This window comes from Kouleothrix sp. (assembly GCF_046328425.1).
Lineage (GTDB): Bacteria > Chloroflexota > Chloroflexia > Chloroflexales > Roseiflexaceae > Kouleothrix.
Genome location: NZ_JAXLWP010000017.1, coordinates 119,675 through 135,636, shown reverse-complemented (window position 1 = coordinate 135,636; position 15,962 = coordinate 119,675). Strand labels below are relative to the sequence as shown.

Here is a 15,962-nt window from a genome sequence, read left to right as displayed (position 1 = left end):
CAATCAGCAAATGCCGAAGCTGACAGATGTCACTCTCCCAACGCAACTGAAGGAGCGCCTGGCGCAGGGCCACCCGTGGGTCTACCGCACGCACGTGCCGCCGCAACTGCGGCTGCCGGCCGGGGCCTGGGTGCGCCTGCGCTGCGGCGGCTGGTCGGCTTATGGCCTGTGGGACGCCGAGCGCCCGATCGCCGTGCGGGTGTTTTCGGCGCACGGCCTGCCCAATGCCGCTTGGGTGCGCGAGCGCGTGCGCGCGGCGTGGGAGCTGCGCGCGCCGCTGCGCGCGGCGGGCTGCACGGCGTATCGCTGGCTGTTCGGCGAGGGCGATGGCCTGCCCGGCCTCACCGCCGACGTGTATGGCGAGTACGTGGTGGTGCAGGCCTATATGGGCGGCGCTGGCGAGCTGCTGGGCTGGCTGGCCGAGGCGCTGCGCGAGGTCAACCCGGCTTTGCGCGGCGTCGTGCTCAGGCAGCAGCGCGCCGACGACCAGGATGAAGACCAAGTGACCGGAAGCCAGGGCGGCGAGCCGGATCAAGCTCGCTCGGCCCCTTCGCCTGCCGGCGCTCTGCTTTCCTTATCCGGCAGCCTACCGCCGCAGCAGCTGGTGGTGCGCGAGCATGGCGTGCAGCTCTACGCCGACCTGCGCGGCGGCCAGAAGACCGGGCTGTTTCTTGATCACCGCGAGAACCGCCGCTATGTCGAGGCGGTATCCGCCGGCCGCAGCGTGCTGAACTGCTTCGCCTATACCGGCGCGTTCTCGCTGTACGCGCTGCGCGGCGGCGCCAGCGCGGTGGTGAGCGCCGATATCGGCAAAGGGCTGGCGGCGGCCACGGCGGCCAACCTGGCGCTGAATGGCTTCGACGCCGCGCGGCACAGCTTTGTCACCGACGACTGCTTTGCCATGCTCGAGCGCTTCGCCGCCGCGGGCCGGCGCTTCGACCTGGTGGTGCTCGACCCGCCCAGCTTTGCCAAGAGCAAGGCCAGCCGCTACGCCGCCGTGCGCGCTTACGCCCGGCTCAACACACTGGCGCTGCGCTGCGTCGCCCCTGGCGGGCTGCTGGCCAGCGCCAGCTGCACCAGCCAGGTCGGCCCCGAAGAGTTCAAAGGCATGCTGACAGCCGCCGCCGCAGGCGCCGAGCGCACACTGCAGATCGTGCACGAGGCCGGCCAGCCGCTGGATCACCCGGTGCCGGCGGGCTTCCCCGAGGGCCGCTACCTGAAATTCGTAGTAGGCCGGGCGCTGGAGCGCGCCTGAGGCGGCCGGCCAGGCGCCGCCGACAACGATTTACAAACATTTATCTACTTTATGACACAAAACTATAGACTCTCTTGCTAGCAGTGCTACAATACACAGGCCAGAGAAAACAATAGCATCCGGCGAGCGGATGAACCACGCCACGGAGCGGGTATAAACGGGGAGATCAAGATGACGACGATTCTGGTGGTTGAGGACGAGGCGATGATCCGCGACATGATTGAGCGCATGCTTAAGATCTCAGGCTATCAGGTGCTTACCGCCGGCGATGGCGCGCGGGCGGTGGATCTGGCCCAGGAATCGTTGCCCGATCTGATTCTCATGGATATGGGGTTGCCGGTGCTGAATGGCTGGCAGGCTACACACCGGATCAAGAGCCGCGACGAAACACGCCCGATCCCGGTGATTGCGCTCACTGCCTATGCGCTTACCGAAGATCGCGAGCGCTGCTTCGCTGTCGGCTGCGATGAGTACGAAACCAAGCCGATCGAGTTCCCTCGCCTGCTTACGAAGATCCGCGCGCTGCTGCAAAGCCAACGCACGCGCGTTACCGTCAACCACTAGGGCGCTCGCCCTCGGTGGCTGGCTTGCGCCACGCCCAAACTATTACTCTGTGTATCAATACACACTATAAACAGCGCGCCAGCGCTGTTTCTTGTCATCAGGCGGAGCATCAAGTATAATCGCCGCCACAGAAATCCCCTCGCACCAACGCGGCAATGGCGCCTGCTGCTGGCATAGCATGGAAAGCAGAGGCGGCGGCATGGGCCACCTGTTCGACAGCTACACCACCGATGGCTTTTTCGACGAGATGTTCGCGGCGCAGGGCCTGCCACACCAGCACTATCAGCGGCTGTATAACCGGCTGAACGAGCTTTCGCGCGCCGATTTCGACGACCGCATCCGGCTGGCCGACATCGCCTTTCTGTACCAGGGCATTACGTTTACGGTGTATAGCGCCCAGGAAGGCATCGAGCGCATCTTCCCGTTCGACCTGGTGCCGCGGATCATTCCCCAGTCCGAGTGGCAGCAGCTCGAGCGCGGCCTGCGCCAGCGCGTGACGGCGCTGAACATGTTTCTGCACGATGTCTACCACGACCAGCGCATCCTGCACGATGGCCTGATCCCCGCCGACCTGGTGCTTGGCGCGCAGGGCTTCTGCGCGCTGATGGCCGGCGTCGAGCCGCCCGGCGGTGTGTACATCCACATCACCGGCACCGACCTGGTGCGCGACGAGCGCGGGCGCTACGTGGTGCTCGAAGACAACGGCCGCAGCCCCTCGGGCGTGTCGTATGTGCTCGAGAACCGCGCGGCGATGAAGCGCGCCTTCCCGCGTCTGTTCGAGCACTCGGGCGTGCTGCCGGTCGAGCACTACCCGCAGGCGCTGCTCGAAACGCTGCGCAGCGTCGCCCCGCGCACCGCCGACCAGCCCACGGTGGTGCTGCTGACGCCCGGCGTGTACAACTCGGCCTACTTCGAGCACTCGTTTCTGGCGCGCCAGATGGGCATTGAGCTGGTGGAGGGGCGCGACCTGGTGGCCTACGAGAACCGCATCTACATGCGTACCATCCGCGGCCTGCAGCCCGTCGACGTGATCTACCGGCGCATCGACGACTCGTTTCTCGACCCGCTGGCCTTCCGCAACGACTCGATGCTCGGCTGCGCCGGGGTGTTCAACGCCTACCGCGCCGGGAATGTGACGCTGGCCAATGCGATCGGCACCGGCGTGGCCGACGACAAGGCGATCTACCCGTTCGTGCCGGCGATGATCCGCTACTACCTGAGCGAAGAGCCGATCCTCGAGAACGTGCCGACCTACCGCGCCGACGATCCTTCCGAGCGGCTGTACATCCTCGAGAACCTCGACAAGCTGGTGGTGAAGTCGGTGAATGAGTCGGGCGGCTACGGCATGCTCGTGGGGCCGCACGCCAGCGCCGCCGAGCGCGCCAATTTCGCGGCCAAGATCCGCGAGAAGCCGCGCAACTTCATCGCCCAGCCCACGCTGGCGCTCAGCCGCCACCCGACATTCGTCGACGGGCATTTCGAGGGCCGCCACGTCGACTTCCGGCCCTACATTCTCAACGGCGGCGGGATCACAATTGTGCCGGGCGGCCTGACGCGCGTGGCGTTGCGGCGCGGCTCGCTGGTGGTGAATTCGTCGCAGGGCGGGGGCAGCAAAGATACGTGGGTGCTGGACGAGTAGGGGATAAGTCTAGGTAATCAAGCGAATTTGGTATAACCTTTGACCTGCAACCTTTAAGCTGTGACTAAATATGCTAAGCCGAGTCGCCGAATCGCTATTCTGGATGTCGCGCTACCTCGAGCGGGCCGAGGACGTGGCGCGCATTATCGCGGTGAATTTTCAAGCCTCGCTCGACGCGCCGAGCGCCAGCCAGGAGCTTGCCTGGGAGCCGCTGATCGCGATCACCGGCGACCGCGGGCTGTTCAACGCGGCTTTTCAGGCCTACGACGCCGAGAGCGTCACCGCCTTCCTGACGATGCACCCCGAGAACCCCAATGCGATTCGATCGTGCATTGGGCGTGCGCGCGAGAATGCCCGCGCGGTGCGCGAGCAGATCAGCCGCGAGATGTGGGAGCAGCTCAACCGCCTGTACCATACCATCGCCACCACCGATGTCGAGGTGATCACGCGCGATCCTTACTCGTTTTTCAGCGAGATCCGCAACGGCTCGCACCTGTTTCAGGGCGTCACCGACGCCACCATGGCCCATAGCGAGGGCTGGGAGTTCATCCAGGCCGGCAAGTTCCTCGAGCGTGCCGACAAGACCGCGCGCATCCTCGACGTGAAGTACAGCGCGCTGGCCGGCCACTCCGGCGGCGAAGGCGCGCCGCTGGCGAGCCTGCAGTGGATCGCGCTGCTGAAATCGTGCAGCGCCTTCGAGCCCTACCGCCGCTCGCACTCGCAGCTGCAAGCCTGGCGCGTGGTCGATTTTCTGCTGCTCGATCGCACGTTTCCGCGCAGCGTGGGCTTCTGCCTCGACCAGACGCGCAGCGCGCTGGTGCGGATCTCGGACAGCCCGCTCGACCGCCCGGCCAATACCGCCGAGCGGCTGCTGGGCCGGCTGTGCGCCGACCTGACCTACCTTGATATTCGCGAGGCACTGGCCGATCTGCACGTGTACCTCGACGATATGCAGCACAAGCTCAACGGCGTCGGCGACGCGATTGCCCAGAGCTATTTCGTGGTCAATGTGCTGCCGCCGGGCACGACGCCGCTTAGCCGCTACGTTCAGGCCCAGCAGCAGCAGCAGTGATTCCGGCGCGGCCTGGATCTTGCATATATCATTCGCTGTATGCTTGATCACGTATCGATTGTATTAGACTTTATTGGAAATAATAATGGTGGGGTTTGAGGCCACAGGCCCTCAAAATCCTGTCTGGGGCGTGGATGGTAGCAAAGCACCATCCACGCCCCACCAGGGAGGTTTGGAGAGGCAAAGCCCCTCCGGCTCCCCTATTTCCGATTAATTCTATAGCACTACGTGGCTTCGACATGTAGTGCTATACAATAAGAAATTTGGCGGCGAAGCCGCCGCCAAACCCCCCACCAAAGTGTAAGTAATCAAGCGAATTTGGTATCACCAGCGTTACGCGACAAAGATCGAGCGTGAATGAGTACCAGCCAGCCGATCGTGCTAATCACCGGCATACCCGGTGCAGGGAAATCGACTGTTGCGCGGGCGCTGCTGCGGCGCTTTGAGCGCGGGCTGCACATTCCGGTCGACGACCTGCGCGAGCTGGTCGTGTCGGGCATCGCCCACCCGGTGCCCGAGTGGACCGACGAGACCGCGCGGCAGTTCCGGCTCGCGCGCGAGTCGGCTGTGGCGATGGCCAGGCTGTACGCGGGCGCCGGATTTGCGGTGGCGATCGACGATGTGATCGGTGCGGCCGAGGCCGAGGCGCACTTCGGCGCCCTGGCGGCCGAGCGACCGCTGCACAAGTTCGTGCTGCGGCCGAGCCTGGAAGCGACGCTGGCGCGCAATGCCGAGCGCGCCGGCAAGGCGTTCGACACAGCCGTGCTCGCGCCGACGATCGAGCGGCTCTACCGCTCGATGCAGGCCGAGCCGTACGCGGCCCACGGCTGGCACGAGCTTGACACAAGCGGCCAGACCGCCGAGCAGACGGCCGAGGCGCTGCACGCGCTGCTGGCCGAGCCTGCGCCGGCGATCGACCGGCGCGGCGTGCTCGACGAAGAAGTATTCAGCTACCACGCGACCCGCGACAAAGTGTTGATCTCGTGGTATGGTAAACAGGTGACGGTTCTGCGCGGCGAGCAGGCCCGCAAATTTCTGGCGAAGATCGAGGGGCTCGAAGGCAAGGCGGCGCAGCTGGTGATGGCGAAGGCCACCGGCAATTTCAAACACGGCAACGAGCGCTAACAGGGGCAGGCAGGCGGAATGAAGCTATACGTCGAGCACGAAACGATCTTCTCGTATACCGACAACGTGCGCGAGGCGGTGGGCGAGGCGCGCCTGCAGCCGCGCGACGAGGGTGGGCAGCACGTCCTCAGCTTCCGGCTGGCGCTCGACCCGCCTACCGCCTTCGATCGCGTGACCGATCGTTTTGGCAATACGCTGCACTGCTACAGCGTGCTGCCGCCGCATCGCCGGCTGGTGATCACCTCGCACAGCCTGGTGAGCACCAGCAGCGAGGCGCTGATCGCCACGCCGCGCCTGGGCCTGCTCGAGCGCCACGAGCTGGTGGCGCCAAGCCAGTATGTGCCGCTTACCGACGCGCTGGCCGAGTACGCCCGCCAGTATGCCGCTGGCGCCGACGCCGAGGCGGTGGCCTACGCGCTGATGCACGTGATAGCCGCCAACTTCAGCTACGAGCCGGGCAGCACCGATATCTCGACCACCGCCGAGGCCGTGCTGGCCGGGCGGCGCGGCGTATGCCAGGATTTCGCGCACCTGCTGATCGCGCTGTGCCGCAGCCGCGGCCTGCCGGCGCGCTATGTCAGCGGCTACTTTCACGATCCGGCCCAGCCGCCTGGCGCCATCCTGGCCAGCCACGCCTGGGCCGAGGTGTGGCTTGAGGGCCGCGGCTGGCTCGGGCTCGACCCGACGCACAACTGCGCGGTTGGCGAGAGCTATGTGCGCGTGGCCGTCGGCCGCGATTACGCCGACGCCGCGCCGATGCACGGGATCTACCAGGGCGCGGCGCGCGAGACGCTGACCGTGCGCGTGCGCATGCGCGCCGCCGACGAGCAGCCGCGCGCCGCCGCCGCGCACTAGCCGCCGCCCTCGGCTACGAGGCCACCGCCGCGCGCCGCGAGGCGTAGCCGATCAGCACGATCACAATCAGCGCAAGCAGGCTGAGCGCCGCGAGCTTCACCACCGGCGCGACGTTCAGAATGCCCAGCAGGCCGAAGCTCGCGCCGAGCGCATAGTAGAACAGCACCACCTGGCGTGGGCTGAAGCCCATGTCGCGCAAGCGCAGGTGCAGGTGATCGCGCCCGCCACGCGCCGGCGAGCGGCCGGCCAGGGTGCGCGAGATGATCAGCCAGACTACGTCGAGGATCGGCACCCCCAGCACCAGCAGCACCGTCGCCAGCTTGGCCCCGCCGATGATCGCGCTGACCCCCAGCACATAGCCCAGCACCTCGGCGCCGCTGTCGCCCATGAAGATGCGCGCCGGCGGGAAGTTGAACAGCAGAAACCCGGCGCATGCCCCGGCCAGCGCCAGCGGCAGCAGCGCGATCGTGATCTGCGGCGGGCTCTGGCGCAGCGCGTTGAGCGCAAGCGCCAGCGCGGCGATCAGCGATACGCCGCCCGCGAGCCCGTCGATCCCGTCGGACCAGTTGATCGTGTTGGCCATCCAGCCGAGCCACAGGATCGTCGCGCCGATCGCCAGCCACGGGCTGAGATCCCACAGGCTGATCTGGTTCACAAACGGGAACTTGAAGGCCGTCAGCACGATGCCGCGCGCCTCGGTGAGCTGCCCGCCTACGTCGGGGTAGCGCGTGTGATCCCACAGGTACGGGCCGACCGCAATCAGCGCGGCGGCAAGCTGCGCCACGAACTTCGGCAGCGGCGGCAGCTCGACGACGTCGTCGCGCCACATCACCAGGAAGATCAGCGTGCTGCCGAGCAGCAGCAGCAGCAGCCGCAGCCGCTCGAACCCGCCGCGCGGCAGCCACGGCTCGAGCGCGAACGTCAGCAGCAGCGCCGCCACAAACCCGCCGTAGATCGCCACACCGCCAATATTCGAGGTGGCGCGCGCGTGCAGCCGGCGCCCGCCGGGCTGCTGCACCCAGCCGCGCCGCTCGCTCAGGCGCATGACCCAGGGGATCAGCAGCGCGGTGACGGCGAAGGCGAGCGCGAAGGTGGTTCCAAGTGCGGCGATCGTCGGCAGGCTCATGTGTCCTCACAAGACCAGGTTCAATTTCCTGCGCTTCGGCCTAGGGCTGTGCCGGCGCGATATACCGCGCCCGTACGCAGCTACCCCGTGCCAAACTGGCGGTCGCCAGCGTCGCCGAGGCCGGGCACGATATAGCCCTTGTGGTTCAGGTGATCGTCGAGCGCGGCAAGGTAGATCGGCACGTCGGGGTGCGCGCTCGAGAGCGCGGCCACGCCCTCGGGCGCGGCGATCAGGCCGAGAAACTTGATCTGCTGCGCGCCCCAGCGCTTCAGAATATCGACGGCGGCGATCGCCGAGCCGCCGGTCGCCAGCATCGGGTCGAGCACCAGGCACAGGTCGACTTCGACCTCGGGCGGCAGCTTGTTGTAGTAGGTCACCGGCTCAAGCGTGGCGTGATCGCGGTACAGGCCCAGGTGCCACACATGCGCGGTCGGGATCAGGTCGATGATCGGGTCGACCATGCCGAGCCCGGCGCGCAGGATCGGCACCAGGCCGATCTGCACGCCGATCTGCTTGCCGACAAGCGGCGCCAGCGGCGTTTCGATCGGGCGATCTTGCAGCGGCAGGTCGAGCGTGGCTTCGTAGAGCAGAAACTGGGTCAGCTCGCGCACCAGCTCGCGGAACTTCTTTGGCTCGGTGATGGTGCGGCGCAGCAGGGTGAGCTTGTGCTGCACCAGCGGATGCGGTGATACGTGAACCTCTGACATGGCGCCCCTTCCTTCGGTGAAACTGGTGCGTTCCTGACACGACTTTCTTGCTGCGAGCGCGAGGGTGGCAAGCGTCGCTCGCTGCTCTCCTTTCGGCCGCTGCCGGCCAAACGAGTGTTTTCGGAGAGCCTATTTGGAATGAGCGGTGCGCCGCGGTATGGCCGCGCGCCTCCCTTTCAAGCAGCTTCTGGGGGCGGCGAAGCCACCCCCGACCCCCGCGTATTATAGCCGAAGGCGTGTCACTCCGCGCCGAACTCGTGCCACAATCGCGCCAGCTCGCGGCGTGGGTCGCGCCAGTAGCGCTCGTGGTCGAGCTCGATCGGCGCGGGCGCCTCGAGCGCCGGCCGGCGCTGTGCGGCGAAGCGGCGCAGCGCCCCGGCCGCGAGCTTCTCTTTGCCGGCGGCATCGACCAGGCCGAGCGTGCGCTCGCGGATGGCGCGGTCGAGCGGCGGCTGGCGCCACAGCGCGGGCGGGTAGTCGGCGTAGGCCGCCAGCCAGGCCCCTGGCGCCCCGGCGCGCTGCAGCCCGTCGAGCGCCTGCTCGATCAGCATGGCCTGCTGCTCGCCGTCGCCGCGATAGGCGCGCAATGGCTGGCCGTAGGCGCTGTCGCTGATCCAGCCGGGCTGGCCGCCCTGCCCGGCCGCGTTCCAGCCAGGCTGGCCCGCCGCCACCGTCGGCAGGCCGAGCTGCGTCACAAGCGCCGGGCGCCGGCCCAGCGCGGCCGCCAGCGCGTGCAGGAACAGCACGAAGCGGGCGTGGTTGCCGCGCGCGCCGCCAGGTGGCTGCGGCGGGTCGGCGGCTACGCCAAGCCAGTCGCAGGTATGTGCGATGTGCTCGGGGCGCGGCGCGGCGCGCATGCCCAGCGCGTGCGCCGACACCACGCCCAGCACGCGCGCGCCGGGGCGCTGCTCGCGCACCGCCTCGGCCATGGCCGCGAGCCACTCGTGCGCGGCGGCTGCGGAGGCGGGCTTGCGCACGCGCTCGATGCCCTCGCCAAGCTGCCAGGCCGCCAGCGCCGGGTGCGCCCCGAAGTAGCCCACCACCTCGCGGATCAGGTAGCGCTGCGCCGCCAGCACGGCCGCGTCGGTAAACAGGTCGTTGGCCTGGTTGTGGCGGTAGCGCCCCTCGGCCAGCAGCAGCGGCCCGCGCGCCGGCGGCGCCACCAGCACCGGCCCCTCCAGCCGGGCCATGCGCCGCAGCTGGTCGAGCGGATCGGCGCCGTTGGCCCAGGCCGGCAGCTGCAGCGCGCCGCCCAGCGCCAGCGGAAACAGCGCGGCCACCACGCGCAGCCCGGCGGCGTGCGCCGCCTCGAGCGCCTGCTCAAGCGCGTTCAGCGCGCCGCTGTTCAGGCGCTGTGGGCCGGGCTGAAAATCTTCCCATAGTAGGCAGAAGCGCACAGTGTCGCAGCCCAGCGACGCCACGTGCGCCAGCTCCTCGCGCGCCGCGCCGCGGTCGAACGCGCGCCACCAGCCGAAGCCGGCATTGCGCGGCCAGTATGTCAGCCCAACGCTGAACCGTGGGGTGTCCTTCGTCATCGCTCTCTCTGCTGCGAATGCGCCAGATCCGGTGGCGCCAACCGCGCCACGCTGGCTTGCGACATTATACTCACCTGTACGGATGATCAGCAACCGGCGCGCGGCGGCGGCCGAATGCGCAGTATAATAGCGCTGCTGCGTTTTTACATCTTCCATGCCACGTGCGCGCGTAGTATCAGAGGCGCCTGAACGGCGCCGCTGGCTCGCCGACCCTCCCGTGCGGAGGGCCAGCACGTCGGTTGTGTGATTGGCACGAGTTACGCGGTGTGCTCCTGCGTGAGAGGCTTGGCGGGCGCAAGTCCTCCAAAATCACTCTTTTGGTTGGTCGCGGCCACCCAAAAAAGGAAGTTTTCGGGGCGGCAAAGCCTCCCTCGACCCCCACCACGTAGCTCGTATGATTGAGGGCAAGAAACCAATGGAGCATCACAATGCCGAGAGCCCGGTGACCGAGCTGCTCGTGGCTGCTGGGGCACCGCCGCAGGCGGCAACCACAGAATTGGAGCAGCTTATGCCGATCGACGAGGCGCGCTTCCGCCAGGCCATGGGCTATTTCGCCAGCGGCGTCACGGTGGTGACAACCGAGCACAACGGTGAGCCGTATGGCATGACCGTCAGCTCGTTCTCGTCGCTGTCGCTGGTTCCGCCGCTGGTGCTGATCTGCATCGATAAGTCGGCGCCGACGCACCAGGCGCTGCTGGGCGCCGGCAAGTTTGTGGTAAACGTGCTCGAAAAGCGCCAGGAGCACCTGTCGCGCCGATTCGCCACCACCAGCCGCGAGAAGTTCAAAGGCGTGGCCTGGCACTCGGGCACGCTGGCCCTGCCGGTGCTCGACCACGTGCTGGCGGTGATCGAGTGCCGCGTGCACGCCACGATCGAGGCCGGCGACCATACGATCTTTGTCGGCGAGGTGTACGATACCGATGTGCACGAGGGTGCGCCGCTGCTCTACTTCCGGCGCGGCTACCACGAGCTGAAATAGGTGCCCGGCATGCTCTACAAACGCATCATGGTGCCGCTCGACGGCTCCGAACTGGCCCAGGCCGCGCTGACCCACGCGCTCGATATGTGCCGCGCGTTTGGCGCGACGCTGGTGCTGCTGCACGTGCGCGAGCGCGGCGGCAGCGCCGAGGCGTCGGATCGCTTCCTTGATTTCACGCGCCGCCAGCTCGCCGGTTCGGGCGTGCCGATCGAGCTGGCGCTGCGCGAGGGCGTCGTGGCCGACGCGATCGTGCAGGCGGTGGCCGACGAGCGCATCGACGTGATCGCCATGGCCACCCACGGCCGCAGCGGCCTGCGGCGCGTGGTGTACGGCAGCGTGGCCGAGCAGGTGCTGCGCCGCTCGAGCCAGCCGGTGCTGCTGGTGCGCGTGGCCGGCGAGGCCGCCCAGCCGGCCGACGAGCACCTGCCCAGCGCGAGCTGACCGCCTTGAAGATCCTCGCCGCGCTGACGTTCTACCACCCGCACTGGACTGGCCTCACCGCCTACGCCCGGCGCATCGCCGAGGGGCTGGCCGCGCGCGGCCACCAGGTGACGGTGCTGACCTCGCAGTATGCCCCCGAGCTGGCGCGCGAAGAGTGGGTTGGCGGCGTGCGAGTGCTGCGGCTGCCGTTTGTCGCGCGCCTGAGCCGCACCGTGATCATGCCGGGCTTCGCCGCCGCCGCCGCGCGCCTAATCGCCGAGCACGACCTCGTGCATATCCACGCGCCCATGCCCGAGCTGCTGCTGCTGGTGGCGCTGGCGCGCGCCCTGGGCAAGCCCGCGCTCGTGACGCACCAGGGCGATGTGGTGATGCCGGCTGGCGGCTTCAACCAGGCGATCGAGCGCGTGATGCACGCCTCGTCGGCGCTGGGCATGCGTCTGGCCTCGGGTGTGGCGACGCACAGCGCCGACTATGCCCGCCACTCCGCGCTGCTCGCGCCGCTTGCCGGCCGCGTCGTGGCGATCACGCCGCCCGTGACGCTGCCCGCGCCTGATCTGGCCGCCAGCGCCGCCTGGAAGCGCGCGCTTGGCCTCGAGGGCCGGCGCCTGGTTGGCTTTGCCGGGCGCTTCGTCGAAGAAAAGGGCTTTGATCTCCTGCTGCGCGCGGTGCCGCTGGTGCGCGAGCAGATCGCCGAGGCGCATTTCGTGTACGCCGGCGAGACCGACGTGGTGTACGAGCGCTTCTTCGCCCGCTGGCGCCACCTGTTCGAGCAGCACCGCGGCGCGATCACCAGCCTGGGCCTGCTGCGCGACCCGCAGCGCATGGCCGATTTCTACGCGATGTGCGACGTGTTCGCGCTGCCGTCGCGCAGCGATTGCTTCCCCAGCGTGCTGCCCGAGGCGCTGCTTGCCGGCACGCCGCTGGTGGTGGCCGACATCCCCGGCGCGCGCGAGCTGGTGCTGCGCAGCGGCATGGGCCGGCTGGTGGCCGCGCGCGACCACCGCGCCCTGGCGGCGGGCATTGTGGCTCAGCTGAACGATCCGGCCCGGCCCGACCCAGCCCGCGCGCGCGCGCTGCTCGACCCAAGCCGCGCGCTCGATGCCTACGAGGCGCTGATGCTGCGGCTGGCGCAGCCTCCGGGCTTGGGTGCCCTGCCGGCGCCCGCGCAGCCATCCGATCTGCCCGCCCGCCAGCCGGGCGCCTCGCAACCGGCCAACGACCGCGCGACGCTCGAGCGGCTGCTGCGCAACGAAGCCGACATGGCTTTCCGCCGCCGCGCGCTCGCGCTGATCGAGCATCTTGGCCTGCGCGATGGCGAGCGCGTGCTCGACTGCGGCTGCGGTATGGGCGTGTACCTGATGCTCATGAGCCGCCTGCGCCAGCTCGAGCTGGTGGGCGCCGACGGCGACGCTGGCCGGCTTGCCTGGGCCGAGCGCGAGGGCGTGGCCGCGCGGCTGGCTCGCGCCGACCTGCACCGGCTGCCGTTTGCCAGCGGCAGCTTCGACAAAGTGCTGATGAGCGAGGTGCTTGAGCACCTGGCCGACGACCGGCTGGCCATGCGCGAGGTGCTGCGCGTGCTCAGGCCCGGCGGAACCCTCGCGCTCAGCGTGCCGCACGCGCGCTACCCGCTGGCCTGGGATCCGATCAACAAAGCGCTCGAGGCGCTGGGGCTGCGGCCAATTCGCTCCGCCGGCCCGATCACCGGGCTGTGGAGCAACCACTGGCGCCTGTATACCCCCGCCCAGCTGCGCGATGTTGTCGGCGGCGCCGGCTTCGTGATCGAAGCGCTTGAGGAGCAGACCCACTACGCCTTTCCGTTCATCCACCTGCTGGTGTACAGCATCGGCAAGCCGCTGATCGAGCACAATCTGCTGCCGCGGCGCCTGCGCGACTCGGCCGACCGCTTTCGCGGCGAGCACAACCCCGGCGGCCTGCTCAACCCCGTCAACCTGGGCGTGCGCCTGCTGCGCTGGTTCGACCGCCGCAACGACTATTTACGCGGCGACGAGCGGACGTTCGTGAACCTGGTGATGAAGGCGCGCCGGCCTGATACGACATCCGGCTGATCTTCGTGCCGAAGGCTGAGCCTGCCAGCTGCGTAATACCAAATTCGCTTGATTACTGGCACTTTGGTGGGGGTTTGGGGGCTTCGCCGCCCCCATTCGCCTTATTGTGTTGCACTACGTGGCGAAGCCACGTAGTGCAACACAACATGAGTTCTATACGTGTAGGACTTACGCAGTTGCGTTTTTCGGCTCTCGAAGCAGTGCATTTCGCCTGCGGCAGCGTGGTACGTGCCGATCATTGTGTGTCCATTTTCCGTGCGGAGCGCGGAAAAACCGCACACCTCAAGATGTAAAGTACCGCTCTGCCGAAGGCTGAGGGCGCCAACTGCGTTTGTCCTAACGTGGCCAAGCAAACAGCATATAAGTCATAAGCACGCGATCGGACGGAGCTAATTATGAGGGGAGCAGCAGCACCTTGCCTTTGGTGTTGCGCCCTTCGAGGTAGCGGTGCGCGTCGGCGGCGTCGGCCAGCGCGAAGGTCGTGTCGATCGCCACCTTCAGCGTGCCGTCGCGCATCCAGCCGAACAGGTCGTTCGCGCGCCACAGCAGCTCGTCGCGGGTGGCAGTATAGTGCCCGAGCGTCGGCCGGGTGAGGAACAGCGAGCCCTTGCCGTTCAGCACCTGCGGGTCGAGCGGCGGCACTGGCCCGCTCGACTGGCCGTACAGCACCAGAAAGCCGCGCGGCCGCAGGCAGTTCAGGCTCTTGTCGAAGGTCGTCTTGCCGACCGAGTCGTACACCACGTCGACGCCCGTGCCGCCGGTGAGGCGCTTCACCTCGGCCTCGAAATCTTGCTCGTTGTAGCCGATCACCTCGTCGGCGCCGGCCGCGCGCGCCAGATCGAGCTTCGCGGCCGAGGCCGTGCCGATCACGCGCGCGCCGCGCTGTTTGGCGATCTGCACCAGCAGCTGGCCAACGCCGCCGGCGGCCGCATGCACGAGCGCGGTGTCGCCCGGCTTGAGCGCGAAGGTGCTGAGCGCCAGGTAGTGCGCGGTCATGCCCTGGAGCATCACGGCGGCGGCCTGGTCGGGCGCGACGCCCGCAGGCACCGGCACCAGCCGCGCGGCCGGCACGAGAGCATACTCGGCGTAGGCGCCCTGCACGCTGGCATAGGCCACCTGGTCACCGGGCTTGACGTCGGCCACGCCCGCGCCCACGGCGTCGACGGTGCCGGCGCCTTCCTGGCCAAGCGTCAGCGGCAGCTTGCCGGGGTACAGCCCTTTGCGGTGGTAGATATCGATGAAGTTCACGCCGGTGGCTGCAAGCTTCACGCGCGCCTCGCCGGGGCCTGGCTCGGGCAACGGCAGATCGTCGGCGCGCAGCACCTCGGGGCCGCCAAACTCGTGGATGCGGATGGCTTTCATATCGCTTCTCCTTTTGATTACAGCGGCCCCATTCTAGCACGTTCTCTGGCGCCCAGTGCTTTGGCAGCTGTTACCTTCGTGTCATTGGCGCGTCTACCGCTTTTCCCGCCTGTGCGCTACAATAAGTTGGGCAACATCGTGAGAATAGTGAGAAACCCATGCGCCAACACGTCGACCGGCTGCTCGCGATCACACACCCCGACGCCGACCTGCGCCGGCGCGGGCGCAATGTCGTGGCGATTGCGCTGGGCCTGCTGCTGCTCGACTTGCTGCTGCTGGGGCTATGGCTGCTCCAGCGCGAGCTGCCCAGCCTGGTGGCCGGCACGGTCGCGCTGGGCTTGTTTGTGCTTGTGATCGGGCTGGCGCGCCGCAGCCACGTGGTGCTCGCGGCCGTGCTGCTGGCGGGCACAATGCTGGTTGCGACGTTCGCGGTGATGCTCGCCAACCGCGGGCTCTCCGACACGCCGTTTTTTCTGATCGTTCCGGTGGCCATCGCCGGCGCGGTGTTCGTGCGGCGCGAGGTGTGGCTGGTGTTCGGTGTGTGCCTGGCCGGCCTGGCGCTGGTGGCCGCTATCGTTCACCAGGCGTCGCCGCTGAGCTACCTCGACGTGCAGATTCTGCAGGATGCCGTGGCGCTGCTGGCGCTGCTGGCGCTCGTCAGCGTTCTCACGGCCGGCAGCACCGCCCAGGCGCTGAGCGATGCCCAGCGCGCGCGCCAGCAGGCCGAGCAGATGGCCAGCACCCTCGAGCGCATGAACGCCCAGCTCGAGACGCGCGTGGCCGAGCGCACCGCCGAGCTGGCGGAGTCGCTGGCGGCGCAGAGCGCGCAGGCCGCCCAGCTCCAGGCGAGCCTCGACCGCCAGCAGGCGCTGAACGATATGGTGAACGCGCTGTCGCTGCCGATCATTCCGGTGCGCCGCGATGTGCTGGTGGCGCCGCTGATCGGCAACCTCGACGGGCCGCGCGCCCAGCGGCTGATCGACGAGGTGCTCGGTCAGGTCGAGCGCAGCCACGCCCGCACGATCATCCTCGACATCACCGGGGTGGCGGTGGTCGATACGCACCTGGCGCAGGTGCTGCTGCGCACCGCCGACGCGGCGCGGCTGCTTGGCACGCAGGCGGTGCTGGTGGGCATCCGGCCGGAGGTGGCGCAGACGCTGGTGAGCCTCGGCGCCGATCTCAACCGCCTGCGCACCGAGGCGACGCTGCAGGATGTGCTGGCGCGCATTGGCTAGC

Annotated in this window: 14 protein-coding genes; 10 read left to right on the top strand and 4 right to left on the bottom strand. The window is 68.2% G+C overall.

All coding sequences use genetic code 11. The features are described 5' to 3' along the window. Window positions 1-10: 10 nt before the first annotated feature. From U0177_RS17015 to U0177_RS16990, 6 genes are all read left to right on the top strand, one after another. Window positions 11-1,255 carry a class I SAM-dependent rRNA methyltransferase gene (locus U0177_RS17015; RefSeq protein WP_409571848.1) on the top strand — a complete coding sequence of 415 codons (1,245 nt, stop codon included), beginning with the start codon at window positions 11-13 and terminating at the stop codon, window positions 1,253-1,255. A 171-nt stretch (window positions 1,256-1,426) separates the two neighbouring features. After that, entirely contained in the window at window positions 1,427-1,819 is a 393-nt protein-coding gene (locus U0177_RS17010; RefSeq protein ID WP_409571847.1) for a response regulator, read from the top strand. Between the two features lie 199 nt (window positions 1,820-2,018). Beyond that, window positions 2,019-3,458, top strand: coding sequence for a circularly permuted type 2 ATP-grasp protein (locus U0177_RS17005; RefSeq protein WP_409571876.1), 1,440 nt, complete (start codon window positions 2,019-2,021; stop codon window positions 3,456-3,458). Window positions 3,459-3,528: 70 nt separating this feature from the next. After that, entirely contained in the window at window positions 3,529-4,530 is a 1,002-nt protein-coding gene (locus tag U0177_RS17000) for an alpha-E domain-containing protein (protein WP_409571846.1), read from the top strand. Between the two features lie 357 nt (window positions 4,531-4,887). Then, on the top strand, window positions 4,888-5,655 hold the full coding sequence (locus U0177_RS16995; protein WP_409571845.1) for an AAA family ATPase: 768 nt from the start codon (window positions 4,888-4,890) through the stop codon (window positions 5,653-5,655). Between the two features lie 18 nt (window positions 5,656-5,673). Beyond that, entirely contained in the window at window positions 5,674-6,510 is an 837-nt protein-coding gene (locus U0177_RS16990) for a transglutaminase domain-containing protein (RefSeq protein ID WP_409571844.1), read from the top strand. A 13-nt stretch (window positions 6,511-6,523) separates the two neighbouring features. Here the strand turns inward: U0177_RS16990 and U0177_RS16985 are convergent, their stop codons facing one another. The 3 genes from U0177_RS16985 to U0177_RS16975 form a co-directional block, all read right to left on the bottom strand. Beyond that, window positions 6,524-7,636, bottom strand: coding sequence for a glycosyltransferase family 4 protein (locus U0177_RS16985; protein WP_409571843.1), 1,113 nt, complete (start codon window positions 7,634-7,636; stop codon window positions 6,524-6,526). 80 nt (window positions 7,637-7,716) lie between these two features. Next, on the bottom strand, window positions 7,717-8,343 hold the full coding sequence (gene upp / locus U0177_RS16980) for a uracil phosphoribosyltransferase (protein WP_409571842.1): 627 nt from the start codon (window positions 8,341-8,343) through the stop codon (window positions 7,717-7,719). 239 nt (window positions 8,344-8,582) lie between these two features. Continuing rightward, complete coding sequence (locus tag U0177_RS16975) at window positions 8,583-9,878, bottom strand: hypothetical protein (protein WP_409571841.1); 1,296 nt, start codon at window positions 9,876-9,878, stop codon at window positions 8,583-8,585. Between the two features lie 415 nt (window positions 9,879-10,293). On the opposite strand from U0177_RS16975, the gene U0177_RS16970 reads away from it, so the two are divergent. From U0177_RS16970 to U0177_RS16960, 3 genes are read left to right on the top strand one after another with little or no spacing between them, the layout of a single operon-like run. Then, window positions 10,294-10,857, top strand: coding sequence for a flavin reductase family protein (locus U0177_RS16970; RefSeq protein ID WP_409571840.1), 564 nt, complete (start codon window positions 10,294-10,296; stop codon window positions 10,855-10,857). 9 nt (window positions 10,858-10,866) lie between these two features. Beyond that, window positions 10,867-11,298, top strand: a complete 432-nt coding sequence (locus U0177_RS16965; RefSeq protein ID WP_409571839.1) for a universal stress protein — start codon at window positions 10,867-10,869, stop codon at window positions 11,296-11,298. 5 nt (window positions 11,299-11,303) lie between these two features. Then, window positions 11,304-13,364 (top strand): glycosyltransferase, encoded by a 2,061-nt coding sequence (locus U0177_RS16960; RefSeq protein WP_409571838.1) that lies wholly within the window; start codon window positions 11,304-11,306, stop codon window positions 13,362-13,364. Window positions 13,365-13,757: 393 nt separating this feature from the next. On the opposite strand, the gene U0177_RS16955 is transcribed toward U0177_RS16960, so the two are convergent. After that, window positions 13,758-14,726 (bottom strand): quinone oxidoreductase family protein, encoded by a 969-nt coding sequence (locus tag U0177_RS16955; protein WP_409571837.1) that lies wholly within the window; start codon window positions 14,724-14,726, stop codon window positions 13,758-13,760. 158 nt (window positions 14,727-14,884) lie between these two features. Between U0177_RS16955 and U0177_RS16950 the strand changes: the two genes are divergently transcribed. Next, window positions 14,885-15,961 (top strand): STAS domain-containing protein, encoded by a 1,077-nt coding sequence (locus tag U0177_RS16950; RefSeq protein ID WP_409571836.1) that lies wholly within the window; start codon window positions 14,885-14,887, stop codon window positions 15,959-15,961. Window position 15,962: the final 1 nt, after the last annotated feature.